The sequence below is a fragment of the Sphingobium sp. DN12 genome, assembly GCF_051058005.1.
Lineage (GTDB): Bacteria > Pseudomonadota > Alphaproteobacteria > Sphingomonadales > Sphingomonadaceae > Sphingobium > Sphingobium yanoikuyae.
In genome coordinates this window covers 2,005,569-2,017,977 of the sequence record NZ_CP173717.1, presented here as the reverse complement: position 1 = coordinate 2,017,977, position 12,409 = coordinate 2,005,569, and the positions used below count along the sequence as shown (strand labels likewise).

Annotated in this window: 10 protein-coding genes; 5 read left to right on the top strand and 5 right to left on the bottom strand. The window is 65.4% G+C overall.

Annotated elements, in window-relative coordinates; genetic code table 11:
* Positions 1 to 85 precede the first annotated feature (85 nt).
* A complete protein-coding gene (locus ACI6S0_RS09440) occupies positions 86 to 715 on the bottom strand; it encodes a TetR/AcrR family transcriptional regulator (RefSeq protein ID WP_434405645.1) in 630 nt (209 codons plus the stop codon).
* Positions 712 to 2,346, bottom strand: a complete 1,635-nt coding sequence (locus ACI6S0_RS09435) for a Na+/H+ antiporter (RefSeq protein WP_434405644.1) — start codon at positions 2,344 to 2,346, stop codon at positions 712 to 714. The genes ACI6S0_RS09440 and ACI6S0_RS09435 overlap by 4 nt, the downstream gene beginning before the upstream one ends.
* A gap of 199 nt (positions 2,347 to 2,545) precedes the next feature.
* Here ACI6S0_RS09435 and ACI6S0_RS09430 point away from each other — a divergent pair, with 199 nt between their 5' ends.
* The 5 genes from ACI6S0_RS09430 (at position 2,546) to ACI6S0_RS09410 (ending at position 8,633) form a co-directional block, all read left to right on the top strand.
* Positions 2,546 to 4,105 carry an inorganic phosphate transporter gene (locus tag ACI6S0_RS09430; RefSeq protein ID WP_434405917.1) on the top strand — a complete coding sequence of 520 codons (1,560 nt, stop codon included), beginning with the start codon at positions 2,546 to 2,548 and terminating at the stop codon, positions 4,103 to 4,105.
* Between the two features lie 67 nt (positions 4,106 to 4,172).
* Complete coding sequence (locus ACI6S0_RS09425; RefSeq protein WP_434405643.1) at positions 4,173 to 5,132, top strand: transporter; 960 nt, start codon at positions 4,173 to 4,175, stop codon at positions 5,130 to 5,132.
* A gap of 110 nt (positions 5,133 to 5,242) precedes the next feature.
* Positions 5,243 to 6,415 (top strand): hypothetical protein, encoded by a 1,173-nt coding sequence (locus tag ACI6S0_RS09420; RefSeq protein WP_434405642.1) that lies wholly within the window; start codon positions 5,243 to 5,245, stop codon positions 6,413 to 6,415.
* Between the two features lie 17 nt (positions 6,416 to 6,432).
* Positions 6,433 to 7,626, top strand: a complete 1,194-nt coding sequence (locus ACI6S0_RS09415) for a sulfotransferase family protein (protein WP_434405641.1) — start codon at positions 6,433 to 6,435, stop codon at positions 7,624 to 7,626.
* A complete protein-coding gene (locus tag ACI6S0_RS09410; RefSeq protein WP_434405640.1) occupies positions 7,623 to 8,633 on the top strand; it encodes an alcohol dehydrogenase catalytic domain-containing protein in 1,011 nt (336 codons plus the stop codon). The genes ACI6S0_RS09415 and ACI6S0_RS09410 overlap by 4 nt, the downstream gene beginning before the upstream one ends.
* Here the strand turns inward: ACI6S0_RS09410 and pncB are convergent.
* The 3 genes from pncB to ACI6S0_RS09395 form a co-directional block, all read right to left on the bottom strand.
* Positions 8,630 to 9,934: a nicotinate phosphoribosyltransferase gene (pncB, locus tag ACI6S0_RS09405; protein ID WP_434405639.1), complete on the bottom strand. Its 1,305-nt coding sequence runs from the start codon at positions 9,932 to 9,934 to the stop codon at positions 8,630 to 8,632. The two genes, ACI6S0_RS09410 and pncB, sit on opposite strands and share 4 nt — an antisense overlap.
* A gap of 84 nt (positions 9,935 to 10,018) precedes the next feature.
* Positions 10,019 to 10,786 carry an enoyl-CoA hydratase/isomerase family protein gene (locus tag ACI6S0_RS09400; protein WP_434405638.1) on the bottom strand — a complete coding sequence of 256 codons (768 nt, stop codon included), beginning with the start codon at positions 10,784 to 10,786 and terminating at the stop codon, positions 10,019 to 10,021.
* Positions 10,783 to 12,228 carry a carboxylesterase/lipase family protein gene (locus tag ACI6S0_RS09395; RefSeq protein ID WP_434405637.1) on the bottom strand — a complete coding sequence of 482 codons (1,446 nt, stop codon included), beginning with the start codon at positions 12,226 to 12,228 and terminating at the stop codon, positions 10,783 to 10,785. The genes ACI6S0_RS09400 and ACI6S0_RS09395 overlap by 4 nt, the downstream gene beginning before the upstream one ends.
* Positions 12,229 to 12,409: the final 181 nt, after the last annotated feature.

The following is a 12,409-nucleotide window of genomic DNA, read 5'->3' as shown; positions in this document are numbered from 1 at the left end:
GTTGCAGACAGACGGGCCTGCTATCACGGGATGGGCCGGGGAATTTGTCGGCGCTGACACATAGGCTGGAAATGCGGGCGGACGCTCAGCCCCGATTGGCGTTGATCCCGTCCAGCACGAAATCGGCGATCGCTGCGTCGATGCTGGCATCGTCCGCCAGGCCCGCCGGGTAGAGCCAGTCGCGAAACAGCCGGTTGGCGAGTACCGCGGCGAAGGCGGCGCGGACCATAAGGCGCGGATCGACGCGCGGCGTACCCTCGATCCGGGCCGACTGGACGGTGGCGCCCTGCTCGAAATAGGCGGCCAGGCTCTCGATCGGATTGCCGCTGTCCCCCGCCGGGCCGCCAGCCAGCATCATCGCCCGCAGCAGTGCCTCATGCTCGGTGACGAAGCGTTGCAGTTCGGCGATGTAGAGGCGTGCGGTATCCGCGCGGCTGGCATCGTCCTGCGGCACCGGATGATCCGCATTGAAGCGTTCGAGATGCTGGCTGAGCGGGCGGAACACGGCTTCCTGGAACAGTGCGGCCTTGGACGCGAAGCTGCGAAACAGTTGCGCCTCGGTCGTGTCGGCGGCGCGGGCGATCGCGGCGGTCGTCGCGCCGGCATAGCCATGGCGGCGAAATTCCTCCTGCGCCGCCTGGATCAGTCGGCTGGCGACCTCCGCCGAGGATCGGCGCGGCCGCCGGGCCGGCTTGTTGGCGTCGCCGCCGTTCATGCGCGCAGGCGCGCTTCGGACAGGTCAAGCTCACGGGTGAGCTTGCGCCCGACCTCGCTGCCGATCTTGCGGCTGCGCAGCAGGGTGAGGAGGGCGGCACGTTCCGCCGCGACGCCGACCATGCGGAAATCGCGGAACAGGGCGCCCTGCGCACGCAGGCTGTCGGCTTCGGCTGCGCCCAGGGCCTCGATCCGCTCGCGATACAGGTCCATCACGCGCGCGCCAGCCTCGGCATAGCGTTCGGCATGGCCATGGGTTTCGGCCAGTTCATGCTGATGCCGCTCGATCGCCTGGATCGCTGCCTCGGCGGTGACGATGCGGGCGGCGTCCTCTTCCGCGGCCTTGCTGGCTTCGGCCGGCATGTCGAGATTTTTGAGCAGCAGCGGCAGTGCGACGCTGGCCAGGATCAGCGACAGGATGATGACCCCCGCGGCCAGGAAGATGGCAAGATCGCGCGCGGGGAAGGGCGTGCCGTCGTTGAGCGCGAGCGGCAGGGTGAGCACACCGGCAAGGGTGATGGCGCCGCGCACCCCGGCGAAGGAGGTCGCCGCCACCAGCCGCCAGTTGGGCCGGCGCGGACCATCGACGCCGCGATACTGGTTGCGCAGGATGGTGAAGCGCAGCGACAGCCACACCCACAGGAAACGCAGCGCAGCCAGGCCGACGACGATCGCGACCGTGTAGAGTGCCAGCCAGCCGGGTTCGCTATGGCCGGTCAGCGCGACCGTGCGCTTCGCTTCGGCAAGGATGCCGGGCAATTGTTCGCCCAGCAGCACGAAGATGATGCCGTTGAGCGTGAACTGGATCGTGTCCCACACCGAATTGCGGCGCATCCGGGTTTCTGCCATCGCCTCGCGCGAGATTTCGGCGAAGGTCATCGTGACGCCCGCGGCGACGGCGGCCAGGATGCCGGAGGCATGGACATGTTCGGCCAGGATATAGGAGCCGAAGGGGATCAGTAGGCTGACCAGGATCTGCGATCCGGTTTCCTCGCCCCAGCGGCGCGTGACCCAGGCCTTGGCGCGCGACACGACCAGCGTGACGCCTACGCCGATCGCGATGCCGGCAAAGGCGAGCCAGAGGAAGTTGAGCGCGGCATCGCCGGCGGAGAAGCTGCCGGTCAGCGCCGCGGCAATGGCGAAACGCAGGCAGACCAGGCCCGAGGCGTCGTTGAGCAGCGATTCCCCTTCGAGGATGTGCATCATGCGCTTGGGAATGGGCACGCGCGCGGCGATGGCGGACACGGCGATCGGATCGGTCGGCGAGACCACGGCGGCGAGCGCGAAAGCGACGGCGAGCGGCATCGCCGGGATCATCCAGTTGATGAAGAAGCCCATGCCGATGACGGTGGTCAGCACCAGCCCCAGCGCCAGTTCGACCACGGTCGAGGCGTCCTTGAGCAGTTCATCCTTGGGAATGCGCCAGCCGTCGAGGAACAGCAGAGGCGGCAGGAACAAGAGCAGGAATATTTCGGGATCGAGCGCGACCCTGTGCGATGTCGACAGGCCGATGATCGCGCCAAGGGCGATCTGGACCAGAGGTGTCGGGATGGAAATCGGCATCATGCGCGACAGGGCGCCACTGACGACGACAGCCAGCAACAGGAATAATACGACCGAAATGACGTCCAAATCTTCGCTCCAACTTATATGCCGGGCGACCCTAGGCGGACGGATTGCCGATGGGCAAGCGCCGGGCGCGAATTTTCCTTCGATTTCAGCACCGCAACGCGGCTGTCATGCAGCGGACCTAGAGGGTTAACATTATTTGCCGTTCGGGGACGATTCGATGAATGCAAGCGTGGCGATTGGCGGGGCACGCCGGCCCGAGATGGACAAGGGGCTGGGCATGGCTGGCTCGATCGGCTTTGGCGCTGCCATCATCGCCGCGCTGATCTATGTCGTCTACAGCGTCTATAGCGATGCGACGGCGGTGGGCGTGGCACCGACCGCCTATCTGCCCTTCCTGCTGCTGTTTCTGGCGCTGCTGATCGCGCTCGGCTTCGAATTCGTGAATGGCTTCCACGACACCGCCAATGCGGTCGCGACGGTGATCTACACCAATGCGATGCCGGCCAATATCGCGGTGGTCTGGTCGGGCTTCTTCAATTTCCTGGGCGTGCTGCTGTCGACCGGCGCAGTCGCGTTCGGCATCGTGTCGCTGCTGCCGGTCGAACTGATCCTGCAGGTCGGGTCCAGCGCGGGTTTCGCCATGGTGTTCGCGCTGCTGATCGCGGCGATCCTATGGAACCTCGCCACCTGGTGGCTGGGCATCCCGTCGTCCAGCTCGCACACGCTGATCGGATCGATCATCGGCGTCGGCGTCGCCAATGCGCTGTTGCACGGCAAGAGCGGCACGTCCGGCGTCGACTGGAGCAAGGCGACCGAGATCGGCCAGGCGCTGCTCTTTTCGCCGCTGATCGGCTTTGGTCTGGCGGCGCTGCTGTTCGTGGCGATGAAAGTCCTTGTCCGCAACAAGGCGCTCTATCGCGAGCCGCAAAATGGCATGCCGCCGCCATTGTGGATCCGTGCGCTGTTGATCTTCACCTGCACCGGCGTCAGCTTCGCCCATGGCTCCAATGACGGGCAGAAGGGCATGGGTCTCATCATGCTGATCCTGATCGGCACGGTGCCGACTGCCTATGCACTCAACCGCGCGGTGCCGGCGCGCTACACCACCGAATTCCACGCCAATTCGATTGCCGCCACGGCGGCGCTAGGCCAGCGCGCGCCCGCCATGATGCAGCCGGTCGAGGCGCGCGCGCAGGTCACGCGCTATATCGCCGACAAGCGCTTTGCCGACACGACCATGCCGGCGCTGTCGGTGCTGATCGCCGATGTCGATCGGCAGGTGATGAATTATGGATCGCTGGCGCAGGTGCCGGCCGCTGCTGTCTCCAACATCCGCAACGACATGTATCTGGCGTCCGAAGCGATCAAGCGGCTGGGCAAGGAAAAGGCGGCAGGTCTTTCCGAAGCGAAAATGAAGGCGCTGACGACCTACAAGGGCTCGCTTGATGCCGGCACCCGCTTCATTCCGACCTGGGTGAAGATTGCCGTCGCCTTTGCGCTGGGCCTGGGCACCATGGTCGGCTGGCGGCGGATCGTGGTCACGGTGGGCGAGAAGATCGGCAAGACGCACCTCACCTATGCGCAGGGCGCATCGGCCGAACTGGTGGCGATGGCGACGATCTTCGGCGCGGACCATATGGGCCTGCCGGTATCGACCACCCATGTCCTGTCGTCGGGCGTGGCCGGCACGATGGCGGCCAATGGATCGGGCCTGCAGATGGCGACGGTGCGCAACCTGCTGATGGCCTGGGTGCTGACATTGCCCTGTTCGATCCTGCTCGCAGGGCTGCTATATATGGTCTTCGCGCAGATCTTCTGATCGACAGGAGCGGCATATCGGCGACCGGAACGCCCCGCTGATCCCCATCATATTACCGGTTCCGGGCATGGGGCCGGGGCTGATCTGGGGGCTGGACTTCGCGCCTGATGCGATCAGGCCGGTGGATCATTGCGATGGCGGGACGACGGGCGGCTTTCGCTGGCTGCACCTGAACCTGGCCGATCATGGCACGCGGCAATGGATCGAGGGTGCGGCGATGCTGCCCGAGGCGGTGCGCGAACTGATCCTGTCGCCCGATACGCATCAGCGGGCGCTGGTCGATGGCGACACGGTCGGCTGCGTTCTGCATGATTTCGAGCGGGATTTCGATGTGGCCGATACCGCGCGGGTGGGCGCGCTGCGCATGGCGTTGACGCCGACATTGATGCTGACCACCCGGCTGCATCCGCTGCGCTGCGCCGACATCGCGCGTCATCGGCTGGAGCGGACGAAGGGAGTGATCGGCGGTGCGCAGGCGCTGGACCTGCTGGTCGGCGCCATTGCCGAGAATATCGCCGATATCAGCCGCACCCTGTCGGCGGACATCCAGCGCGCCGAGGATGCCTTTCTGGAGGGGCATCATCCGCCCCAGCCGCGCGACCTGGTCGGTATTCGCCGCCGGCTGGCGCAACTGCATCGCTTGCTGTCGGGCGCGCGGGGCGTGTTCCAGCGGCTGGAGCGGGACGAGGAACTGCCGGACGCGCTGCTGCCCACGGTCGAGAAACTGACCCAGCGGCTGCAGGCGCTGGACGCCGACATATTGGAGGGCCAAGCGCAATTACGGCTGTTGCGCGACGAACTGGACATACAGGCGGCGCAGCGGACCAACCAGAATCTCTACATCCTGTCGATCATCACCGCGCTGATGCTGCCGGCGACCCTGGTCACCGGACTGTTCGGCATGAACACTGGGGGCATGCCCTTTGCCGGTGCGTCGCATGGCACGCTGACCGCGACGCTGGTGGCGGCCGGGGCGGCGGGGGTGAGCTATTGCCTGCTGCGCTGGATGGGGTTCATGCGGCGCTGAACCGCGATCCATCGCGCCGGCGATCTCGGGCCGGGGCCTCTCCTAAAATCAAATGATAGTGAATACTATCTATATGCTGCCCGCCAGTGGCAGAGGAGAGGCATGCCATCATGATCATCGAACCCGACATCCTGGCCTATCTGACTGATCTGGAGAGTGCGGTCGCCAATCTTGGCGACACCTGGCGCCCCGACGATCCGGCCTATCGCGCCGACGTCTATCGCCAGACGATGACCAGCCTGTCCTATGCCTATTTCGCCTATTTCCATGCCACGCCGGAGCATCCCGATTGGGCCCCCTTGTGGAACCCGGTCTATACGCTCCAGCCCAATCCGGACGATATCTACCTCCAGTCGCCGATCCGCGGGGATCTGACCTACCGCATCGCCGGCAATCGGGGCAGTTGCAAGATATTGAGCTTCACCACCCAAAGGGCCTTGTCCGGGACGGTCGATGAAATGCCCCGACCCAATGGCCATCATGAGGTGGACGACAACGATCTGGGGCTGGAGCCGGGGGAGCATTTCGAACTGATCCTGAGCGCCCGGCGCCCGGCGGGCTATGTTGGCAAATGGGCGCCGATCGATCCTCAGGCGGGCGGGCTGATGGTGCGCTATCGCAGCTATGACTGGCTGAACGAGGTCGATCCGCAACTGACGATCGAATGTCTGGATCCGGTGCCGCCCAAGCCGCGCCTGTCGCCGGAGGAGATTGTCGCGCGCATCCGGGAAATGGCAAAATTCCCCGGCCGCAAGACGCGGCTTTATTATCCGATGCAGAATGGCGTGAAGGAGCGGGTCGGCTTCAACCGGTTCGAGCCGGTGCGGATGCCCGGCGCGCTTGCCAAGCAGGTCTACTGGCCGGCCTGCTTCCAGTTCGACGCCGATGAGGCGCTGATCATCGAGGCCGACATCCCGGCCCATGCGCCCTACTGGAATATCCAGCTCAACGACCCCTATTTCAACGCGCTGGAATATGTCTATCGCCTGTCCAGCAGCAACGGCCATTATGCGAAGCTGAGCCGTGACGGCAAATATCGGGCCGTCATCGCGCTGGAAGACCCCGGCGTGCCCAACTGGCTTGATCCCGCCGGCTATCGCGAAGGCGGCATCTATGGCCGCTGGTATGATTGCGACAGCGCGCCGGTGCCGAGCATCACGCGGGTGAAGCTGAACGCGTTGCGCACCCATTTGCCGGCCGACACGCCGATCGTCACGCCGCAGCAGCGCGCCGAGGAGTTGCGGCTGCGGGTGCGGGCCTGCCAGCGTCGGCGGCGCTGGTGAAAGGGAGGGGATTGCCAATGATGTCGAATGGACATGAACCGCCGCTACGCTTCGCCGCCGCGCTCGACCAGTTGCACGATCTGGTGACGGCGGAAACCGGCCATGATGATTTTGGCCCTGACGATTATCTGCCGGGGCTTCGCGTGCTGCTCCAGTCGATGGATTATGATCCGCGCTTTACCGTGGCGGGGCGGCGCACTGCCTGGGGGCATGTGCTCGGCGTTCTGCGCGGCCGGGCAAGTGCGATCGCGGCGATGAAGGCGCATCCGGGCTTCGATGCCCGGCCGATCCTGAGCCCTGTCGTCATCACCGGCGTGCCGCGCACCGGGACCACGGCGCTGCATCGGCTGATGGCGGTCGATCCACGCTTCCAGGGGCTGCAAAGCTGGCTGCTCGATACGCCGCGTCCGCGTCCACCGGTCGAAAGCTGGCAGGAGGATGCCGATTTCCGCCGTTCGGTCGCCTTGCTGGAGCGGCGCTATGTCGATGCACCAGCCAAGCGGGCCGCGCATCATGTCGCGGCCGAGGAAGTGCATGAATGCTGCATGCTGCTGCGCCAGTCCTTTGTCTCCAACCTGTGGAGTTGCGGCTGGTCGGCGGCGAGCTATGACGCTTGGTGGTGCGCGCAAAGCGAGGCGGCCGGCTACGACCATTATCGCCGCTGTGTGCAGTTGATCGGTGCCAACGACCCGGACAAGCGCTGGCTGCTCAAAAATCCCGGCCATATCGAAAATCTTGACCTGCTCTTTGCCGTCTTTCCTGATGCAAAGGTGATCCAGACCCATCGCGATCCGGCCAAGGCCTTGCCTTCGCTCGTATCGCTGCTGATGGCGGGGCATGGGGCGATGGAGGAAGGGCGGGCGGCCGAGCGCGGCGCGCTGATGCTGGCACGCGAAACGGCCAAATGGTCCCATGCCGTGCGCAAGGCGGAAAAGGTGGCGGAACGCCATCCGGGCCAATTGCTCGATATCGTCCATGGCGATTTCCATGCGCAGCCCATGGCCGTGCTGGAGCGAATCTATGCCTTTATCGGCATGGAGATGCCCGATCCGACGCGCATGGCCATGGCACAGCGGATCGCGGACAAGCCCGAGATGCAGCATGGCGTTCATCGCTATTCGATCGCTGACTATGGCATGAGTGCGCAAGAGGTGCGGTCGGCGTTCGGCGATTATGTGGCGCGCTTCGACCTGGCGGAGGCAGGGCGATGAAGGCGGCCATCTATCCGGGCGATGGCCAGCCGATCGTCATCGCCGACCTGCCCGATCCGCGACCGGCCATGGGGGAATTGCTGATCCGCGTCCACCGCTGCGGCATCTGTGGCACCGACCTTTCGATGACGAGGGGCGGCATGTGGGATTATGGCCGCGGCGTGCAGATCGGCCATGAATATGCCGGCGAAGTGGTGGACGTTGGCGCGGGTGTCGATCGCTTTCGTGCTGGCGACCGGGTCGCGGTCATGCCCTCGATTGGCTGCGGCCAGTGCACTCCCTGCCAGGAACATGGCAATCCGGTATTGTGCGGCGCAAAGCCGGGCGGCGCGATGCGGGGCTTTGCCGAATTTGCGGTGGTGCCGGCCGGTGCGGCGGTACGCCTGCCCGAAACCCTGTCCCTGGCCGATGGCGCGCTGATCGAACCGCTGGCCGTCAGCCTGTATGGCGCGCGCTTTGCCGATATCCGCCCCGGCGACCCGGTGCTGGTGCTCGGCGGCGGCACGGTTGCGCTCTATGCCATCTACTGGGCGCGGCGATTGGGGGCGGGGCGGATCGTGGTCCTGTCGCGATCCGCCCGGCGGCGCGATCTGGCGATCGCCATGGGTGCCGATGCCTTCTTTTCTTTTGGCGACGAGGATAAGGGGCAGGTGATCGAAGCGCTGGGCGGCGCGCCCCGGATCGTGTTCGAGGCTGTCGGGGTGGACGGGATGCTGGGGCGGGCGGTGAACCATGTCGCGCCATTCGGGCGGATCGTGTCGCTGGGCTTCTGCACGGCGCCGGATGCGATCATTCCGGCGCTGGCATCCTATAAATGCGCCAGCCTGCAATTTGCCGTCGGCTACCGCATGGCGGAATTTCTCCACATCGCCGACCAGATGGACAAGGGGCATGTCGACCCGAAGGCGATCATCAGCAACGCGATCGCGCTGGATCAATTGCCGGCAATGATGGCGACGCTGCGCGGGACCAATGAAGAGACCAAGGTGCATGTCCGTTGCGGCTAAACCTGGACGGCCACCGCCTTTCGCCCGTCGCCGCCGAAGACGCGCAGATAGCGGTCGATCTCGGCCGGGTCGCCGGTCGCCTTGGCAGGATTGTCCGACAGCTTGACCGCCGGGCGGCCATTGGCGTCCACCACCTTGCACACCAGTGAGATCGGATCGAGCCCGTCGGTTTCGAACGGGGCGCAGCCGCGAAAATCATTGGTGAGATTGGTGCCCCAGCCAAAGCTCATCCGCACGCGGCCGTGGAAGTGGCGATAGGTCGCCTCGATACTGTCGACGTCCATGCCATCGGAAAAGATCAGCAGCTTGCTGCGCGGATCACGCCCCTTTTCCTGCCACCAGCGGATGATCTGCTCACCCGCCTCGATCGGCGGGGCGCTGTCGGGGCGGAAGCCGGTCCAGTCGGCCACCCAGTCCGGCGCGTCCTTCAGGAAGGCGGCGGTGCCGAACGCATCGGGCAGGGCGATACGCAGATTGCCGCCATAATGGGCCTGCCACTGTTCCAGCACGCTATAGGGTGCGCGGGCCAGTGCTGCATCGTCCGGCGCCAGTGCCGCCTGGACCATCGGCAATTCATGCGCATTGGTGCCGATCGCCTCCAGGTCGGCATCCATCGCCAGCAGCACGTTGGATGAGCCGATGAAGCGATCGCCGAGACCTTCCTTCAGCGCCTCGACGCACCAGCGCTGCCACAGGAAGCCATGGCGACGGCGCGTGCCGAAGTCGGAGATGACGAGATCGGGCAGGGCGCTCAGACGCTCGACCTTCTCCCACAATTTCGCCTTGGCACGGGCGTAAAGCACGTCGAGCGCGAAGCGGCCACGCCCCTTCATCGCCGCGCGCGATCGCAATTCGTTGATGATCGCGAGGGCCGGGATCTCCCACATCATCGTGTCGATCCAGAGTCCGTGGAAGCGCAGCTCATATTGGCCATCGACCTGGCGCAGCTCATATTCCGGCAGGCGAAAGTCGGCGAGCCAGGCAATGAAATCCGGGCTGAACATCTGGGTCCGGCCATAGAAGCTGTTGCCCGCCAGCCAGATCAATTCCTTCTTGCCGAACCGTAGGGAGCGGGCGTGGTCGAGCTGGGCGCGCAGTTCGCCTTCATCGATGATGTCGGCCAGGCGCACATGGTGGGTGCGGTTGATCAGCTTGAAGCTGGTCTGGACATCGGGATGCTGCTGCCGGATCATCTGCAGCATCAGCAGCTTGTAGAAGTCGGTGTCGAGCAGGCTGCGGACGATCGGGTCGAGCCGCCAATTATGGTTGTAGGTGCGGGTGGCGATATCGGTGAAGACCATGAAGAACCTGATGGACAGCAAAATTGACAGGGGCGTGCTGCACCGTTCCCCATGGAGATCATGATGGCAAGGCTGATGAAGGGATTATCGGCCGATGAAGTTCGGGATGCGCTTGTCTCGCGCTGCGGCCAGTCCCTCGCGATGATCGGCGGTGGTGGCCAGCAAGGGCTGGACCATGAACTCGCGGTCGAGGAACTGGTCGAAGGATAGCGTGGTCGCCTCGAACAACTGCTTGCTCATCGCCTGTGCGACTGGCGGCCCCTGCGCAATGCGGGTGGCCAGTTCGATCGCCGCGTCTCGGATTGGGCGGTCTGCTTCGATCGAGAGGATGAGGCCGAGCTGCAAGGCTTCGTCTGCGTCGAGCGTCCGGCCGCTATAGACGATTTCCTTCGCGCGCATCGGGCCGACCAGCCGGGTCAACTGCCAGATGGCGCCGGCGTCGGGCGCATAGCCGATCCGGCCGAAGAGTTGGGCAAAGCTGGCATTCGGGCTGGCGAGGATCAGATCGCAGGCGAGCGCCAGGCTCCAGCCGGCGCCGACGCAGACGCCGTCGACCGCTGCGATGACGGGCTTGGGCGTGGCGGCGATGGCGCGGATCATGCGGTGGAGCGCGCGCATCCGCTTGAGGAAAGCGGCACTGTCGGCGGCACCCATCTCGCCGGTATCGGCGCCTGAGCAGAAATGACCGCCTGCACCGGTCAGGACGACCGCGCGAACCCCGTCATCCTGGGCCAGATTGTCGAACAGCGTGGCGATCTCGCCGCGCATCGCCATGGTGAAGGCATTGCGCCGGTGGGGGCGATCGAGCGTCACGATCGCCACTGCGCCGTCATGCTCCAACCGCAGGGTCATGGCGTGGGCGTCCAGCCGAAGGTCTGACCACTTTCCCGCTGCCATTTGTCGAACCAGGGGGTGAGCTGGCGGGCGCGGAAGTCGGGGTTGGCGGCGATATGCTGGTCGATGACCAGCGGGTTGGTGCGACCGTCCTGGCTGGCGGGCCATGGCGGCAGGCCGGGGCCGTTGGGGTCGCCGCTGCGCACATAGTTCAGCATCCAGCCCGACATGGTTCTGGCGAGCGCCTGGCTTTCCGCATCGGCCGAGGGGGATTGGCCGAGCCAGAACAGGCGGTCGGCGCAATGGTCCGCGCCGGGTTTCGAACTGCGCTGGTCGGGCGGCACGAAATCGAACTGATAGGCGCGTGTCGGCAGGCCGGCGCGGGCCGCCAACTGGGTCATGCCGAGCGCCGCCGAGGTGAACAGGAAGTCGGTCTGCACCTGGCGCAGCAATTCCGCCTCGTCGGACAGGCCGTAGCTGGCGGACACGGCCGACAGGTCGATGCCGAAACGGCGCGCCATTTCCGCCCGACCAAAGCCCATCAGGCCAAAGACGCTGGCTTCGTTGCTGGTCGATCCGCTGATCAGCGGGACATGCGCGATCTGGCCCTTTGCGAACAGGGTGGAAAGCGGAGCGGGCAGCCAACTGCCATCGACGGTTGCGCCAAAGTCCGGCGCGCCGCTGTCACCGGCCAGCACCTGTGCGACGCTGAGCCTGCGCAGGGCAGCGAGCGATGGCGCGCCATCGCCGGTCACGCCCGTGCGCTGGGCAAAGGCCAGTCCCTGTTCCTGTGCCTGGGGCAGAGGGCGGTTGGCGTTGAACAGGCCGCCGGCCGAATGGGCGCTGGCCCGCGCGAACAGGCCCCTGGCCATCGGCGTCGCCATCAGCGCATTGATGCTGGAGCCGCCTGCCGAACAGCCGATGATGGTCACATTGTCGGGATCTCCGCCGAAGCGGGCGATATTCTGCCGGACCCAGTGCAGCGCCGCGACCTGGTCCATCAGCCAGAAATTGGCGGTTGCCTTGGGTGCTTCTTTTGTCAAGGCGGGATGGGCGAAGAAGCCGAGCCGCCCGATGCGGTAATTGGGGACGACAAGGACGACACCCTGCTTGACCAGCGGCGGCATACCGTTGCGGAACGGCTCCCGACCCGAGCCGACGAAATAGGCGCCGCCATGGACGACGAACAGCACCGGCAATTTGCGGGCGCCAAGGTCAGGCGAGGCGACGTTGAGTGTCAGGCAATTTTCATCCTGGGGGAAGGCGGCGTCCTCTTTGCGCTGTGGCTGGGGGCAATCGGCCGCAAAGCCGGTAGCGTCACGCTCGGTCTTCCAGGCGCGGACAGGTTGCGGTGCGCGCCAGCGATTGGCGCCGACCGGGGGCGCGGCATAGGGAATGCCGCCAAAGAAGCGGACATCGTCGCGCACCACGCCGCGGATCGGACCGGACGCGGTGGACAATCGGGGTGGTGCCAAAGAAGGGGCGGCATTTCCAAGGCTTGCCCATAAAGCGACGGCCGTAGCCGCGCAGGCGACAGGACGCTGCACCATCTCCATCATCCCCTCATCAATTTTGCTCTATGGTGCATAATAATGTTGGAGAGGATTATCGCTGTCAAGCGCGCAGGCGCGTTGACAGGGT

Coding starts and splice junctions, on each gene's coding strand:
- ACI6S0_RS09415 (WP_434405641.1), top strand. CDS start 6,433: ATGATGTCGAATGGACATGAACCGCCGCTACGCTTCGCCGCCGCGCTC.
- ACI6S0_RS09410 (WP_434405640.1), top strand. CDS start 7,623: ATGAAGGCGGCCATCTATCCGGGCGATGGCCAGCCGATCGTCATCGCC.
- ACI6S0_RS09420 (WP_434405642.1), top strand. CDS start 5,243: ATGATCATCGAACCCGACATCCTGGCCTATCTGACTGATCTGGAGAGT.
- ACI6S0_RS09400 (WP_434405638.1), bottom strand. CDS start 10,786: ATGACCCTGCGGTTGGAGCATGACGGCGCAGTGGCGATCGTGACGCTC.
- ACI6S0_RS09430 (WP_434405917.1), top strand. CDS start 2,546: ATGGACAAGGGGCTGGGCATGGCTGGCTCGATCGGCTTTGGCGCTGCC.
- pncB (WP_434405639.1), bottom strand. CDS start 9,934: ATGGTCTTCACCGATATCGCCACCCGCACCTACAACCATAATTGGCGG.
- ACI6S0_RS09440 (WP_434405645.1), bottom strand. CDS start 715: ATGAACGGCGGCGACGCCAACAAGCCGGCCCGGCGGCCGCGCCGATCC.
- ACI6S0_RS09425 (WP_434405643.1), top strand. CDS start 4,173: ATGGGGCCGGGGCTGATCTGGGGGCTGGACTTCGCGCCTGATGCGATC.